General features: G+C 33.1%; 18 protein-coding genes. 3 read left to right on the forward strand and 15 right to left on the reverse strand.

The window, feature by feature from the left end:
- Positions 1–13: 13 nt before the first annotated feature.
- From IRZ99_RS00185 to IRZ99_RS00230, 10 genes are all read right to left on the reverse strand, one after another.
- Complete coding sequence (locus IRZ99_RS00185) at positions 14–385, reverse strand: hypothetical protein (RefSeq protein WP_194655361.1); 372 nt, start codon at positions 383–385, stop codon at positions 14–16.
- A gap of 37 nt (positions 386–422) precedes the next feature.
- Entirely contained in the window at positions 423–707 is a 285-nt protein-coding gene (locus IRZ99_RS00190) for a YtxH domain-containing protein (protein ID WP_194655362.1), read from the reverse strand.
- A 47-nt stretch (positions 708–754) separates the two neighbouring features.
- A complete protein-coding gene (locus IRZ99_RS00195) occupies positions 755–907 on the reverse strand; it encodes a lmo0937 family membrane protein (RefSeq protein ID WP_139257033.1) in 153 nt (50 codons plus the stop codon).
- Between the two features lie 36 nt (positions 908–943).
- The gene (locus tag IRZ99_RS00200) at positions 944–1,585 is read right to left on the reverse strand and encodes a porin family protein (protein ID WP_194655363.1); all 642 of its coding nucleotides are present in this window, start codon (positions 1,583–1,585) and stop codon (positions 944–946) included.
- 42 nt (positions 1,586–1,627) lie between these two features.
- The gene (locus IRZ99_RS00205) at positions 1,628–2,188 is read right to left on the reverse strand and encodes a DUF4142 domain-containing protein (RefSeq protein WP_228518979.1); all 561 of its coding nucleotides are present in this window, start codon (positions 2,186–2,188) and stop codon (positions 1,628–1,630) included.
- 211 nt (positions 2,189–2,399) lie between these two features.
- Entirely contained in the window at positions 2,400–4,184 is a 1,785-nt protein-coding gene (locus IRZ99_RS00210; protein WP_194655365.1) for a CHASE3 domain-containing protein, read from the reverse strand.
- 12 nt (positions 4,185–4,196) lie between these two features.
- The gene (locus tag IRZ99_RS00215; RefSeq protein WP_194655366.1) at positions 4,197–4,646 is read right to left on the reverse strand and encodes a response regulator; all 450 of its coding nucleotides are present in this window, start codon (positions 4,644–4,646) and stop codon (positions 4,197–4,199) included.
- 20 nt (positions 4,647–4,666) lie between these two features.
- Positions 4,667–5,218 (reverse strand): AraC family transcriptional regulator, encoded by a 552-nt coding sequence (locus IRZ99_RS00220; RefSeq protein WP_072975628.1) that lies wholly within the window; start codon positions 5,216–5,218, stop codon positions 4,667–4,669.
- 158 nt (positions 5,219–5,376) lie between these two features.
- Entirely contained in the window at positions 5,377–5,562 is a 186-nt protein-coding gene (locus tag IRZ99_RS00225; RefSeq protein ID WP_194655367.1) for a CsbD family protein, read from the reverse strand.
- 107 nt (positions 5,563–5,669) lie between these two features.
- The gene (locus IRZ99_RS00230; RefSeq protein WP_194655368.1) at positions 5,670–6,143 is read right to left on the reverse strand and encodes a Dps family protein; all 474 of its coding nucleotides are present in this window, start codon (positions 6,141–6,143) and stop codon (positions 5,670–5,672) included.
- Positions 6,144–6,379: 236 nt separating this feature from the next.
- On the opposite strand from IRZ99_RS00230, the gene pyrF reads away from it, so the two are divergent.
- The 3 genes from pyrF to IRZ99_RS00245 all read left to right on the forward strand — a co-directional run bounded on the left by pyrF (position 6,380) and on the right by IRZ99_RS00245 (position 10,263).
- Complete coding sequence (gene pyrF / locus IRZ99_RS00235; RefSeq protein WP_194656114.1) at positions 6,380–7,207, forward strand: orotidine-5'-phosphate decarboxylase; 828 nt, start codon at positions 6,380–6,382, stop codon at positions 7,205–7,207.
- Between the two features lie 179 nt (positions 7,208–7,386).
- Positions 7,387–8,187 carry an ABC transporter substrate-binding protein gene (locus IRZ99_RS00240; protein ID WP_194655369.1) on the forward strand — a complete coding sequence of 267 codons (801 nt, stop codon included), beginning with the start codon at positions 7,387–7,389 and terminating at the stop codon, positions 8,185–8,187.
- 582 nt (positions 8,188–8,769) lie between these two features.
- Positions 8,770–10,263 (forward strand): catalase, encoded by a 1,494-nt coding sequence (locus tag IRZ99_RS00245; protein ID WP_194655370.1) that lies wholly within the window; start codon positions 8,770–8,772, stop codon positions 10,261–10,263.
- Between the two features lie 376 nt (positions 10,264–10,639).
- Here the strand turns inward: IRZ99_RS00245 and purU are convergent, their stop codons facing one another.
- The 5 genes from purU to IRZ99_RS00270 form a co-directional block, all read right to left on the reverse strand.
- A complete protein-coding gene (gene purU / locus IRZ99_RS00250; RefSeq protein WP_194655371.1) occupies positions 10,640–11,494 on the reverse strand; it encodes a formyltetrahydrofolate deformylase in 855 nt (284 codons plus the stop codon).
- Between the two features lie 130 nt (positions 11,495–11,624).
- Positions 11,625–12,344: a DUF4197 domain-containing protein gene (locus IRZ99_RS00255; protein ID WP_072975615.1), complete on the reverse strand. Its 720-nt coding sequence runs from the start codon at positions 12,342–12,344 to the stop codon at positions 11,625–11,627.
- Between the two features lie 289 nt (positions 12,345–12,633).
- Positions 12,634–13,119 (reverse strand): hypothetical protein, encoded by a 486-nt coding sequence (locus tag IRZ99_RS00260; protein WP_194655372.1) that lies wholly within the window; start codon positions 13,117–13,119, stop codon positions 12,634–12,636.
- Complete coding sequence (locus IRZ99_RS00265) at positions 13,106–13,528, reverse strand: DUF4348 domain-containing protein (protein WP_194655373.1); 423 nt, start codon at positions 13,526–13,528, stop codon at positions 13,106–13,108. The genes IRZ99_RS00260 and IRZ99_RS00265 overlap by 14 nt, the downstream gene beginning before the upstream one ends.
- Positions 13,529–13,546: 18 nt before the next feature.
- Complete coding sequence (locus tag IRZ99_RS00270; RefSeq protein WP_194655374.1) at positions 13,547–13,966, reverse strand: cytochrome c oxidase assembly factor Coa1 family protein; 420 nt, start codon at positions 13,964–13,966, stop codon at positions 13,547–13,549.
- Positions 13,967–14,035 lie beyond the last annotated feature (69 nt).

A 14,035-nucleotide genomic window follows, 5' to 3' on the forward strand; every position in this document is an offset into this window, starting at 1 on the left:
ACAGTCTTATTTATTAATTAGTTAAATCAGTTTTTGTTTCTTTTAAAATACTGGAAACAATCATATTTCCGATAGGCGTTTTTATCAATGAGTGTGACGCTTTGTGTAAAACAATAGCAACAATAAGATAAAATAGCGCCATGATAAAAAAGCCGTAATAATACTCACCAAGCTCTTTTCCAATCCATAAACTAAGTCCGATATTCAGGAACAAAGTAAAAAATGCAACAACAGCGCCAACCGCAATTTTGGATGTTAGTGATGATAATACATCTGCTGATGCTGCTACTGTTTTCAGCTTGATTAACTCAAGGCTGGTTTTAGTATAGTCCTCAGCTTTTTCATACATATTAAGGTTCTCGGTGGTTGTTGCATTTGATTCCATGATATAGGGTATTTTTATGGTTGAAAAATTTCACTATTTAGTAGTTCGTTTTTACAGTTTTAGCTTCGTCTTTAATAGCATTGTAATCTTCTTTTACCTGATTGAATTTTGCTTTTCCTTCATCAATGATGTCTTTACCATTTGAAGTAATTGTGCTTAAAATTCCATCAACTTTGCTTTTTAGGTTATCTCCGTAATCTTTTGATTTATCTGAGATTTTTTTTCTTGTATTTGAACCTTTATCCGGTGCAAACAATACTCCTAAAAATGCTCCTGCCGCTGCGGCTCCTAAAATTCCTAATAATGTGCTACTCGTTTTCATAATATTTGATTTAGTGATTAATATAAATTTGTATAATTTTTAATTTTTTAGATTTCTCGACCTTTAATAAGTCTGAATAGTATTGCGATAATGGCAATAACTAATAATATGTGGATAATACTTCCAGCGCTATAAGCAAAGAACCCAATGGCCCAAAGTATAACTAAGATAACTGCGACTGTGTATAATAAATTTGACATGGTTTTTATTATTTAGTGGTTAATAATTTGTTTTTATTAATTTAGCTTATACGATAAGTATAAGGTAAGATTGCTGTTTTTTGCATCTGGAAACGTATAGGTAGTTCCGGCAACTGTTCTTTCTTTACCAACGGTTGTTAAACCATAATTGTAACGTAAACCAACACTAATTGGGTTAAAATCTACTCCTACACCAGCTGAAAGACCAGCATCAAATTTGTTCAAATCATCAGTATCAATTGCTTCATCAAAGTTGATGTCTCCGTCACCGGTAACTTTAGAACTTACCAGGTATGATGCATAACCACCGGCGTGAACATTAAAGTTTTTAGTGATATTAACTCTAACTAATAAAGGAACTTCGATATAATTTAATTTGAATTTTGCATTTCCTTCTACAAACGCGTTGTTATAGTCTAATTCGGCACCTTTTGTAGTGTACAAAATCTCTGGTTGAATCGCGATAAAATCGGAAATTGGTAAAGTTGCATAAAGACCGGCATTGAATCCGTAAATTACATTGTTATCATCAGCTTCGCTTTGATAAAGATTTGACATGTTAAATCCTCCTTTTACACCAAACTCAGTGGTTACTTTTTCTTCCTGAGCTTGCAGCATTCCAAATGAAGCTGTCATAAAAAGGGTTAAGGCGCATAAAAAATTTGATTGCATTTTCATTGTTAAAAATTTTAGTTGTTAAAAAAATATATATAAAGGCATTTAATAAAATTCATTCTTAATTTGTTCTGTTTCACGTAAAAGCTGGTATTGTTCAGGCAAATATTGCAGGACTAATTTCAAAATCAACTGATCATTTGTTCTTTTTGAAATTTGCTCAAATAACTTGATTTGTTGGTCCAGTGCTATTGTCATCGAACTTAAATAAGCATCATTAAAATTGGAACCAGTTGTATTACTCAACGCTGTTAATTCCTCTTTATGAGCTGCGTTGATGTCGGTAATGATAATGAGCTTTTTATTGGCCATTTCAGTTACTTGCTGCAACAATTGATTTTGATGATCCGCAATCTTTTTGCTTACTTCCACTATTTTACTGTCAGAACTTTTTTGTTGTGCAACTTGACTTTTTGAAATCATTGAATTCATAACATTTCCCATTTCTATAAAAAAAGAATTTTCTAATTCTTCATTATTACTTTTATTAAAAGCTTCTTTCTTAAATGAGTTTGTCTGTTGGTTTTTTTTCCCGCAGGAAGAAAAACAAATTGTAAAAATCAATAAGAAAAGAACTTTAAAAATGGGTGCTTTTAATAGGGGCATTGTTTTCATTATTACTTCATAAAGTATTACATTACAAAGATGCTAACGAATAGAAGGTTTTGCTTTACAGCATAAAAAAGAAACGTTATATAATTCCCATAACGGCTTTATATAACGTTTTTTAAGGTGTTTTGGAAGTATGAAAAAAGCGTTTACAGCAAATGAAATAAGATCATTTTGCGGTAAACGCCTTCCTACAATATTGTATGGCTTATTCCGGAAGAAAAACGGTAAAAACAGATCCTACATTTGGAGTACTATCGGCCAGAATATGTCCTTTATGATTTTCAACAATCTTCTTGCAAATCGCCAAACCAATTCCGGTTCCGGGATAATCTGTTTTAGAATGCAGACGTTGAAAAAGTATAAAAATGGTTTCTTTGAATTGCGGATCAAAACCCAATCCGTTATCTGTAAAAGTTATTTTGTGGAATTTCTTCACCGATTGTTCTAAAAGATCCGGATAATCAGCTGACAGCACTTTTTCGCTTTCAATAGAAATTTCAGGCGGAACACCTGGTTTATTATACTTTAAAGAATTTCCGATTAAGTTGATAAAAAGCTGTTCTATCTGATACGGTATAACCTCCAATTTCGGCAGTTTTGATGCTTTGATGATTGCTTTATTCTCGTTAATAACTTCAGTCAATTCCGATTCAGCATTTTGAAGTAATTCATTCAAATTCGATTTTATAAACTCTTTTTTAGTCGTATTCGTTCTTGAGAATAAAAGTAAATCGTCAATTAAGACACGCATTCTTTTAGCAGAAACGGCAATTTTAGCCAGATAATCGCGTCCACTTTCAGACATAACCGCTTTATCTGCTTCAGAAACTCTCGATATAAAGGTTTGAATTTTTCGAAGTGGTTCCTGTAAATCGTGACTTGCCACATGATTGAATGAAGCCAGTTCTTTATTACTTTTTTCTAATTCTCTGTTACGTTCCTGAAGTTCGATATTAAGTAAATGTTCATCGGTAATATCAAAATTGATTCCGAGTAAAATTTTACTTCCTTGCTGATCGGTTAATAATTTGCCGGTTGATTTAAAATATCTGATTTCATTATTTGGACGGACAATTTTATAATAAATAAAGGGAAGATTTTTTTTCTCTATTATTTTATCCATGGATTCTGAAACAGCTGCTCTGTCATCAGGATGTACGAAATCAAGAAAAGTTTCTATGACCGGTACAAAAGAGTTTGGTGTAACGCCCAGTAATCGATACTGATTGTCAGAATAAGTAATTTTATGAGAGTCTAATTCCCATTGCCAGGTACTGAATTTTCCAATGATTTCAGACTCGGCCATCAAGCCTCCGGAAATTAAAAGTTGTTTGTTGAATAATTTTAAGCGCTGAAAATCACGACTGATTTGTCGATAGGCTAACATAATAAAAACTAATGCGGTTAAAAAGAGCGAGATTGAGAAAACAGGACTTAGCGAAATTTCCTGATCGTATATTTCTAATCTTTTTTTAAGATATTTCCTTTCGATATCATTCATTTTATCGACCTGAAAGCGAATGTTCTCCATTAATATTCGTCCGCCAAACATATGATTGTCCAGTTTTCGTTTATCGTATGTTTTTGGATCGCTGTATTTCAGGCAATTTTCGAACGAAACAAATCGCTGAATAATTAATTTGAAAAGATTTTCGAGATTTTTTTGCTGAACGGCATTGTCAACAGTGAGTTTTTTAAGCGTAACAAAGGAAGCGTTTACTTTGTCACGCGAATAAAGATACGGACTTAAGAATCTGTTGTTTCGTGTGATGATGTATCCACGCTGTCCAGTTTCCGCATCTTTAATCGCCGACATTAATCGTTCTAATTGTATGTTGATTTCATACGTATGCATTGCCAGCTTACTGGATTCGTTTAAATCCTGATTGTGCTTGTAAGCAATAGAAGATAGAAATAACAGAATGAAAACTGCGATGACAAAAATAACTCTCAAAGAGTTTGAAGAATTAAAATTTGGTATCCATTTCATTTAGTATGCGTATTATTTTAGTCGTAACAAAAAGTTATCACGATTCAAACCGGATGTATGGTAATGCCAGTTAACCGTCACGACTTCGTTGATTATTTTTTTAAGCGTATTAAAATCGCTTGGTTTTTTTATATATATATTGGCTCCTTGTACAAATGTATCTTCAATATCTTCTTCAGATGATGAAGTGGAGTAGATGGCAATAATAATGTTTTTTAGATAATCTGTTTTTTTAATTTCGATCAAACATTCCTTACCTGTTTTCTTTGGCATATTCAAATCCAGAAACAAGATATCCGGCAATTTCGTTTCAGGATCCAATAAATGATCCATTAACTGCATTCCATCATGAACAAATTGTACTTTGGTTTGTATTTTGATTTCTTCAAAAGCGTCTTTGAAAAAAAGACGATCATCTTCATCATCATCAGCCAATAAAATATTTAATGCGTTTTTTTGCATTTTAGTATAGTATTTAGGTTTTATTTTAAATTTTCTCTTCGTTTTTTAATGATTCTCTGAAAAGCCGATGGCGTAATTCCGGTAGTATTTTTAAACTGCGTACTTAAATGTGCAACACTTGAGTAATTTAGTAAAAAAGCAATTTCCGTCAAACTCATTTCATTAATAATTATCAATTGTTTGGCTCTTTCAATTTTTTGTAAAATGATAAAATTTTCAATTGAGGAATAGGTTACTTCTGAAAAAACGTTGGATAAGTAGCCATAGCTATGGTTAAGTTTTTCTGCTAAAAATACAGAACTTTTATAATTGTTACTGTCTTCCAGGAAAACAAGCTCAATAATAGCATCCTTAATTTTTTGAACTAAAACACTTTTTTGGTTCTCAACTACTTCAAAACCATGAGGAGCTAAATTTTCTTTTAAGGCTTCAAGTGCTTCAACGTTCAGATTATCTTCAATTTCGATCTCACCAAAACCTAAAGTTTTAAAGTTTACATTTTGTTCTTCAAGATTTTGCTTTAAATAAAGAGAACAAATGGTGTTTATGTCGAACTTTATAAATAGTTTCATTTTATAAAAATTTGGTTAAAGATAATTAAATTATTTTTGGTTCCGGGCGCACGACCCATCGGATACTTCAAGTAATTCATGAATATACTAAAAAAAATCAAAAAAATACCGTCTAATGTTTTTTTTATTAGACGGTATCCTGGCTGACCGGGAAGATTTTATAAATCTGAAATGATTTTTTGAACCTCTTCCTTGGTCTTACCTAATTTTTGCTGAAGCTTTCCATACATTTCATCTTCTTTACCTTCAGCGTACATTAAATCATCATCTGTAAGTTCTGCATATTGCTGTTTAAGTTTCCCCTTCATCTCGTTCCAGTTCCCCTTTATTTGAGTCGTATTCATGATTGTTGTATTTGTATATTAATAGTATTGTAAAATTGCAAATTATCGGTTAGGTTGTTGTTACATTTATACGGCTAACTGTTGTATAATTCACATTTGATATTTTGTTAAACCTGATAACGTCTTAAAATCCAGGCCATTTTTTCATGTTCCTGTAATAAACCTGTAATAAAATCAGCCGAACCAATATCGTTGTTTTCAGTCTCAAAAACAGGAATATAAGTTCTGAATTCTGTTACCAGTTGCTCGTGATTTTCCAAAAGTTCTTCCAGCATGTGCTTTTGTGATGCATATTCTTTTGGAGATTCTTTTAAGGTTGAGTTTTCAATAAACTCTTTCATTGTACCAATTGTTTTTTCACCAAGCTGGCTGATACGTTCTGCAACTTCATCAATGTTAGCTTCCAAAATTCGGTATTGATCTTCAAACAATTTGTGTAATTCCATAAAACTGTTTCCTGAAATGTTCCAGTGAAATTTTCTGGTCTTAACATACAAAGTCATTTCGTTAGATAATATAGTGGCTAATATACTTGTGCTTTTCTTTAAGTTTTTTGGACTAATTCCGATATTTGGGCTCATAATTGCTTGATTTAAGGTTATTTTACAAAAATAGATTAGGAGTTAGTTTGTTCTCTTATACAATTTTAAGAAGATGTTATAGGAATTCAATGTTTATAGAAATTAGGACAAAAATTAATTCGTGAAATCCAGTTTTACGATCATTCAATTCGTAAAAATTCGTGAAATTAGAGGCCGAAAATCATTCGCAAACCAATAATATTATTTGTAATTTTGCCGCACTAGTAAAATACAATATGACAACACAACAACTACACGAACAAATTCTTCAAAAAAAATCATTTTTATGCGTTGGCTTAGATCCTGATTTGACCAAAATACCACCTCATTTATTGGAAACAGAAGATCCTATTTTCGAGTTCAATAAAGCTATAATTGATGCGACTCACGATCTGGCTGTTGGGTACAAACCAAATACCGCTTTCTTCGAGGCATATGGAATAAAAGGGTGGATGTCATTGCAAAAAACAATCAATTATATTAATGAAAATTTTCCTGAACAGTTTACGATTGCCGATGCAAAACGTGGTGACATTGGGAATACTTCAAGCATGTATGCGAAAGCTTTTTTTGAAGATTTAAATTTTGATAGTGTAACCGTTGCACCTTATATGGGAAAAGATTCAGTTGAACCTTTTCTGGCTTTCGAAAATAAACATACTATCATGTTAGCCTTAACGTCTAATGAAGGTGCGTTTGATTTTCAAACCTTAACTACCAACGGAACTGAATTATACAAACAAGTTTTAGAAACATCTAAAACGTGGAAAAATAGTGAAAACCTAATGTATGTGGTTGGTGCTACCAAAGCCGAATATTTCGCAGACATCAGAAAAATTGTTCCGGACAGTTTTTTATTAGTTCCCGGAATTGGCGCTCAGGGCGGAAGTTTATCTGAAGTATGCAAATACGGAATGAACGATAAAGTTGGTTTGTTAGTAAACTCTGCAAGAGCAATTATCTACGCCTCAAAAGGAACAGACTTCGCTGAAAAAGCAAGGGAAGAAGCATTGAAAGTGCAACAGGAAATGGAAGAGATTTTAAATTCCAGGTTTCAGGTTTAAAGTTTCACGTTGCCTTACTTTGAACATAATTTAACCGCAAAGTTCGCAAAGTTTTTTCGCAAGGCTCGCAAAGGGATTAACTTTGCGTTCATAGCGTAAACCTTAGCGAACTTTGCGGTTAATAAACATTCCAACAAAACTTGAAACCTGAAACAAAGAAAACCTGAAACAAAAATAAAATGAAACAATTAAAAGATCAGCTTGGTAGTTTACATTCTTTTGAGAGTGCTCCAAAACGTATTATTTCGTTGGTTCCTTCTCAAACCGAATTACTATTTGATTTAGGTTTAGAAGAAAAAATAATAGGGATTACAAAGTTTTGCGTGCATCCGTATCATTTAAAATCGACTAAGAAAGTTGTTGGCGGAACCAAGAAGATTCATTTTGAGAAAATAAAATTATTGCAGCCCGATATTATCATTTGTAACAAAGAAGAAAATACACTTGAAATCGTGGAGCAATTAAGTGCGATTTGTCCGGTTTGGGTAACGAATATTGTTTCTGTGGAGGATAATTTTCAGATGATTTCAGATTTCGGTCAATTGTTTAATTGCAGAACCGAAGCTCAAAAATGGAATGATAAATTAAATTTCGCTCTAAACGATTTCAAAAAATACATTCAGGATATTCCATCAAAAAAAGCAGCTTATTTTATTTGGAAGAATCCCTATATGGTTGCAGGAAAAGATACGTATATAAATGAGTTATTAAAACTGAATCATTTTGAGAATATCTACGAAGAGAAAGGTCGTTATCCTGAAATAGAACTTAAAAAAATGAGATTAGAAGGCGATCCTGATCTGGTTTTCCTTTCATCAGAACCGTATCCTTTCAAAGAAGAAGACGCTTTTGAAATAGGCCGTTTTACACATCACGCCAAAACCATCTTCGTCGACGGCGAAATGTTCTCCTGGCACGGCAGCCGACTTTTAAAGGCTTTCCCGTATTTCAAATTACTCCACGAAAGATTGAGAAGTTAGTTTCAAGTTTTCTTTGTTTCAAGTTTCAAGTTTTGTTGGAACGTTTATTTAACCGCAAAGTGCGCTAAGATTTTACTTAACCGAGATGTTTTAACCGAGATGTTTTAACCGCAAAGCTAGATCAACACAAAGCTTTGCGAACTTTTCGTTTCTATAAAAACCAAGAGAATAAAAATCTTAGCGCACTTTGCGGTTAAATTTATGTTCAAAGTAAGGCAACCTGAAACTTGAAACCTGACCCGAGGCTGAAAGCCGAACTGGCGAAGCAAACTAAAAAAACAAAAAATCCACAAAAAAAGAATGCCGGCATCTCGAAGACGCCGGCATCATTTAACTAACCAAAACCAAAATAATAAATAACCAGTTTATTACACTACAAAGATCTAACATATATGAATGTTTTGCTGTTAAGGTTTTGTTATTACTTTGTTGGACATAAGTTAAGATTTTTTAAGAGTTCATTTTGAGGATTTTATTGCTGTAAATTGTTTTTAATTATTATAATATAATAACTATCAATTTTACTTATGAATATGATAAGTATTAGTTTGTATATTTGATAAAACATTAAATATCAGCAAGATGGAATTAGACAAAAAATTAACAACTGCAACCGGAACGCCGGTTCCAGACAATCAAAACATTCAGACAGCCGGACCTCGCGGACCTGTTTTATTACAAGATTTTTGGTTTTTAGAAAAGATGGCGCATTTTGATCGTGAGGTAATTCCGGAGCGAAGAATGCACGCCAAAGGTTCTGGTGCATACGGAACTTTTACGGTTACACATGATATTACAAAATACACAAGAGCCGACTTGTTTTCGGAGATTGGTAAAAAGACCGAAATGTTTGTGCGTTTTTCTACTGTTGCAGGAGAAAGAGGTGCTGCTGATGCCGAAAGGGACATTCGTGGTTTTGCCATGAAATTTTATACCAATGAAGGGAATTGGGATTTGGTAGGGAACAATACACCTGTTTTCTTTTTCCGTGATCCGATGAAATTTCCGGATTTAAATCACGCCGTAAAACGTGATCCAAGAACCAATTTGAGGAGTGCTGATAACAATTGGGATTTTTGGACTTTATTACCCGAAGCCTTACATCAAATTACGATCGTAATGAGTGACAGAGGAATTCCGAGATCGTACAGACAAATGCACGGATTCGGGAGTCACACTTTTAGTTTCATCAATCATCAAAACGAAAGACATTATGTGAAATTCCATTTCGTAACACAACAGGGAATTGATAATCTTTCTGATGAAGAGGCAGCCAAATTAGTGGGCGGTGACAGAGAAAGCCACCAAAGAGATTTGTATGATGCCATTGAAGAAGGAAACTTCCCAAAATGGAAAATGTTTGTGCAAATCATGACAGAAGAACAAGCTGAGAATTATCGTTTTCATCCTTTCGATTTAACTAAAGTTTGGTTAAAAGGCGATTTTCCGCTAATTCCGGTTGGTGAATTTGAATTAAATAAAAACCCTGAAAACTATTTTGCTGAAGTAGAACAGGCAGCCTTTAACCCGGCGCATGTACCTCCGGGAGTTAGTTTTTCTCCTGATAAAATGCTCCAAGCACGATTATTCTCTTATGGAGATGCTCACCGTTACCGTTTAGGTGTAAATAATTTCCAAATTCCGGTAAATTCTGCAAGATGTCCTTATAACACTTTCCACCGCGATGGAACAATGCGCGTAGACGGAAATAACGGAAGCCGTAAACATTATGAACCAAATAGTTTTGGAGAATGGCAGGAACAACCAGAATTCAAAGAGCCGCCATTAAAACTTCATGGTGATGCGTACGCCCATAATTTCAGGGAAGATGATAACGATTATTTCACGCAGCCAGGCTTATTGTTCCGTTTACTAACAGATGAGAAAAAGCAATTGTTATTTAAAAATACGGCCGGACAAGTAGGAGGAGCCCAGAAATTTATTCAGGTTCGTCATATCCGCAATTGCTACAAAGCAGATCCTGCATACGGAGAAGGCGTAGCAAATGCTTTAGGATTAACAATGGATGAAGTAAATAACTTTGATGACCCGAGATTGTCGATAGTGGCAAGGTAAGAGAGGTTCAAAGGTTCAAAGGCTCATAGGTTCAAAGGGACAAAGGTTTCTGGGCTTTATTAAAATTAAATAATTAACCCCGATAGGCTTTTAAATCTGTCGGGGTTAATTATTTAGTTTCACGAAAAGACCTTTTAATCTTTGAACCTCTGCCTCTTTGCACCTAAGAAATATAATTTGTTCCTCCGGAACTATATAAGAATTTTTGGTTTACGTTTTATAGGCGGATTTCGTTACGTTTTAATTTTTATAGACAAAGCTTTGCGAACTTTATAAAGTTTCAGTAAAGACAAAGAAATATAACCTTAGCGCACTTTGCGGTAAAAAATCCTGCAGTAAAAAACCTTTGAACCTTTGTACCTCTGCCTCTTTGTACCTAAGAAAAAACAACTGTCTTATTACTATAAACCATAGTCTTACGCTCGGCATGTAATTTAATAGCACGAGCCAAAACAATACGTTCCAAATCTCGTCCTTTCATAATAAAATCATCAACAGAATGAATATGCGATACCCTTGCAATATCCTGTTCGATAATTGGACCTTCGTCTAATTCGGCAGTTACATAATGACTTGTTGCTCCAATAATTTTCACCCCACGTTTAAAAGCCGAATGATAAGGTTTTGCACCTGGAAAAGCCGGTAAAAACGAATGGTGAATATTAATGATTTTATTCTCGTAAAGCGAAATCAATTTTGGCGTAATAATCTGCATATATCGCGCTAAAACAATAAAATTGATCTGATATCTTTTAAGAAGCTCAATTTGTTTGGCTTCGCCTTCTTCTTTATTATCTTTTGTAAAAGGCACACAGTGATACGGAATGTCAAAACGTTCTGCAATCGATCTTAAATCATTATGATTGCTAATAATTACCGGAATTTCGACATTCAATTCTCCAGCGCTGTAACGTCCTAAAATATCAAATAAACAATGATCATATTTAGAAACAAACAAAGCCATTTTTGGTTTTTGTTCCTGATTGTACAAATCCCACGACATATTAAAATCAGAGGCAAGAGATTTATTAAAATCTTCTTTAAAGCTTTCAACAGTAATGTGGTTATTCGTTAATTCACATTCCAATCGCATAAAAAACACATTTTGTTCCACATCAACGTGTTGGTCGATATAGATAATGTTGCCTTCCATTTTTGCAATAAAAGTTGTAACAGCGGCAATAATTCCCTTTTGGTCTTTACAATGAATCAGAATGGTAATTTTTTGCATTTTTGGTTGGTTTTTTGTTTTAGGTTTGAAATTTAACCGCAAGGTTCGCAAAGGTTTACGCTATGTTCGCAAAGAAAAAAAACATAGCGTTCTTTGCGTAAACCTTTGCGCTCTTTGCGGTTAAGCGTCTTTATTTTCCGTCCTGCATCGCAAAAACACTTTTTAATAAAGGCGTTGTTCTTGCGCTGATATTATTTCGGATTTCTTTTTCTTCAACAGCAATCATTTTAAAAACACCAGACAAAGCCTGGTTTGTTGTATAATCAGTCAAATCAGGATTTACCTTTTTAACTAACGGAATCGTATTGTATTTTGTAATAATCTTTGTCCAAACGACATCGGCACCTACTTTTTCGAACGAGCTTTTAATCACCGGATTAAATTTTCCGTATAAAGCTGTTGTTGTACTTCCTTGCAAATAACTTGTTGCAGCGCTGTCGTTTCCTAACAAAATGTTTTTAGCGTCTGTAAAAGTCATGTTTTTCACTGCTGATACAAATATAGGAGTGGCTTCTTTTACCGCATCTTCAGCAGCACGATTTAGCATTTTAACACCTTCATCGGCTAATGAACTTAAACCTATTTTTCGTAAAGTAGCATCTACTTTTTGTAATTCTGCCGGAAGCAAAATTTTTACTGCTTCATTTTTATAAAAACCATCAACAGCAGTTAATTTACTAACTTGTTGTGTAATTCCTTTGTTTAATGCTTCTTTCAATCCGGAAGCAATATCTACACCGCCCACTCCTGGAATTTGTGATGAAATTTGCGGGAACTGATTTAATGTTTGCTGCATCTCAGCGCAGGATGTAAGTGAGAACGTAAGGGCTAATAATAAAATCTTTTTCATGTTTGGGGTTTTATGAGTTCAAAAATACTACTTATTCAAAAACAAAGCCACAATTTTATTTTAGGAGCATAAGTAATTTGTTTCATAATTAACTTTTTTAAGATTTTGAGGTTCTGAGATGCTAAGGTTGTGAGATTTTTGAATATAGAATATAGAATATAGAATATAGAATATAGAATATAGAATATAGAAGAAAGATGTAAGCCATTATTAGGATAACTTATATAACCTTGTGGAGATCTCCGTTTCTTAGAATGAAAAAATGAAGGAAAATTTTGGGTTCTAACTATTAATTTTTCCTTTTTCTCCATTCCTGAAGCGCACGTTCAAAAAATGATTTAATTTCTTTTTTTTCACCTTCTACACTAACCTTAAAGGTACTTCCGTTTTTTGCTGTAACAAGAAGGTAGGGGCAATATGTTGCTCCAGCTTTGTAAACGGTATCAATTTTTGAAATATCATGATAATAAGCAAAGACTATTTCATTTTTTCTTTGGTCTCTTTTATCAATCCAATAGGATGCTAGTCTTTTATCAGTAAAGAAATTTCCAGCATTTTTTAGTTTGAAATTACTATAGAATCGATAGATAGTTTCATTATCGTCAAGTATTTTGAGGCTTTTTATATATTGAATGTCATCTTTACTCAATGTACTCTGATTTTCAATCTTGTTGCATGAAAAGAATAGATATAAAACTGTTGCAAAAGTCACGCTATTTAGTACTCTTTTGCTAACTATTAGAATAGGAATTGTATGCTCTTTAAGTTGATTCATCAGTTATTTTAATTAAATACCAGCAATTTTCTATTACTTTAAATTCATATAATTGATATATTCCATTGTCATAACCTACTCGCTTATAGATTAATCCCTGTTTTATTTTTTCCTTTTCGATGGTAAATTTATCAGTTTCTTGATTCATTGCTTTAGAATCTTTTGAAAAATCAATATATCTAAAATCAGATTTAGAAGCAATTAATTCAGTTTCAAGTTTTTCATAATTAGCGTTATCGTAAAAAAGACATTTCAAAGGAAATTTAATATGTTCTTTTTGATAGATACTATCCGTAGCAAATTTTTCAAAGAATTGATTAAAATCTAAAAGAGATTCTTTTTTACTTTTTAGATCCTTTTTACAATTAATAAAAAAGAAAATAAATGCAAATAAAAAAAGTTTTTTCATTGACAGGAAATTAAAAAATTACTTAGCCAGTAAATCAATTTCTTCATCCGTTGCTTCAATATAAACAGACATTTGACTGTATTTCCATTTGCCTCTTTTCTCGGCAACCACAAATAACGTTCCTTTGCCTTTAGAGCCTTTTATCGGAATTTGTAAATCGCAGTTTCCCGTATCATTATGAATACTGATATTGCCACTCACCATTCCGTCAGCTTCAATAGGACTTCCTAGTTTGTCGTTTACTGATTTATCATGTTGTACAATAGTCATGGATTCTTTATAAGCATCAGAATCTTTCATCATCGAAGTTACACCAAAGAAGATTCCGGCAATAAACAATCCAAAAAGAACTATAAGACCCAGACATCCGGTCGGAACAAACCATTTCCAGTTTCTGTCCCACCAATTTTTTCTAACTTCTGTGTAATTATCTTCCATAATAAAAGGGTAATTTTAGATTTGAGTTTAATATTCGAAAGATATTATTTTTCTTCCAAATTCTAATCA

It is taken from the genome of Flavobacterium sp. LC2016-12, assembly GCF_015351595.1.
In the GTDB taxonomy this organism is placed as follows: Bacteria; Bacteroidota; Bacteroidia; order Flavobacteriales; family Flavobacteriaceae; genus Flavobacterium.

Excerpts from the sequence above, each read along its gene's own strand:
- IRZ99_RS00185 (WP_194655361.1), bottom strand. The coding sequence starts at position 385 with ATGGAATCAAATGCAACAACCACCGAGAACCTTAATATGTATGAAAAA.
- IRZ99_RS00190 (WP_194655362.1), bottom strand. The coding sequence starts at position 707 with ATGAAAACGAGTAGCACATTATTAGGAATTTTAGGAGCCGCAGCGGCA.
- IRZ99_RS00195 (WP_139257033.1), bottom strand. The coding sequence starts at position 907 with ATGTCAAATTTATTATACACAGTCGCAGTTATCTTAGTTATACTTTGG.
- IRZ99_RS00200 (WP_194655363.1), bottom strand. The coding sequence starts at position 1,585 with ATGAAAATGCAATCAAATTTTTTATGCGCCTTAACCCTTTTTATGACA.
- IRZ99_RS00205 (WP_228518979.1), bottom strand. The coding sequence starts at position 2,188 with ATGCCCCTATTAAAAGCACCCATTTTTAAAGTTCTTTTCTTATTGATT.
- IRZ99_RS00210 (WP_194655365.1), bottom strand. The coding sequence starts at position 4,184 with ATGAAATGGATACCAAATTTTAATTCTTCAAACTCTTTGAGAGTTATT.
- IRZ99_RS00215 (WP_194655366.1), bottom strand. The coding sequence starts at position 4,646 with ATGCAAAAAAACGCATTAAATATTTTATTGGCTGATGATGATGAAGAT.
- IRZ99_RS00220 (WP_072975628.1), bottom strand. The coding sequence starts at position 5,218 with ATGAAACTATTTATAAAGTTCGACATAAACACCATTTGTTCTCTTTAT.
- IRZ99_RS00225 (WP_194655367.1), bottom strand. The coding sequence starts at position 5,562 with ATGAATACGACTCAAATAAAGGGGAACTGGAACGAGATGAAGGGGAAA.
- IRZ99_RS00230 (WP_194655368.1), bottom strand. The coding sequence starts at position 6,143 with ATGAGCCCAAATATCGGAATTAGTCCAAAAAACTTAAAGAAAAGCACA.
- pyrF (WP_194656114.1), top strand. The coding sequence starts at position 6,380 with ATGACAACACAACAACTACACGAACAAATTCTTCAAAAAAAATCATTT.
- IRZ99_RS00240 (WP_194655369.1), top strand. The coding sequence starts at position 7,387 with ATGAAACAATTAAAAGATCAGCTTGGTAGTTTACATTCTTTTGAGAGT.
- IRZ99_RS00245 (WP_194655370.1), top strand. The coding sequence starts at position 8,770 with ATGGAATTAGACAAAAAATTAACAACTGCAACCGGAACGCCGGTTCCA.
- purU (WP_194655371.1), bottom strand. The coding sequence starts at position 11,494 with ATGCAAAAAATTACCATTCTGATTCATTGTAAAGACCAAAAGGGAATT.
- IRZ99_RS00255 (WP_072975615.1), bottom strand. The coding sequence starts at position 12,344 with ATGAAAAAGATTTTATTATTAGCCCTTACGTTCTCACTTACATCCTGC.
- IRZ99_RS00260 (WP_194655372.1), bottom strand. The coding sequence starts at position 13,119 with ATGAATCAACTTAAAGAGCATACAATTCCTATTCTAATAGTTAGCAAA.
- IRZ99_RS00265 (WP_194655373.1), bottom strand. The coding sequence starts at position 13,528 with ATGAAAAAACTTTTTTTATTTGCATTTATTTTCTTTTTTATTAATTGT.
- IRZ99_RS00270 (WP_194655374.1), bottom strand. The coding sequence starts at position 13,966 with ATGGAAGATAATTACACAGAAGTTAGAAAAAATTGGTGGGACAGAAAC.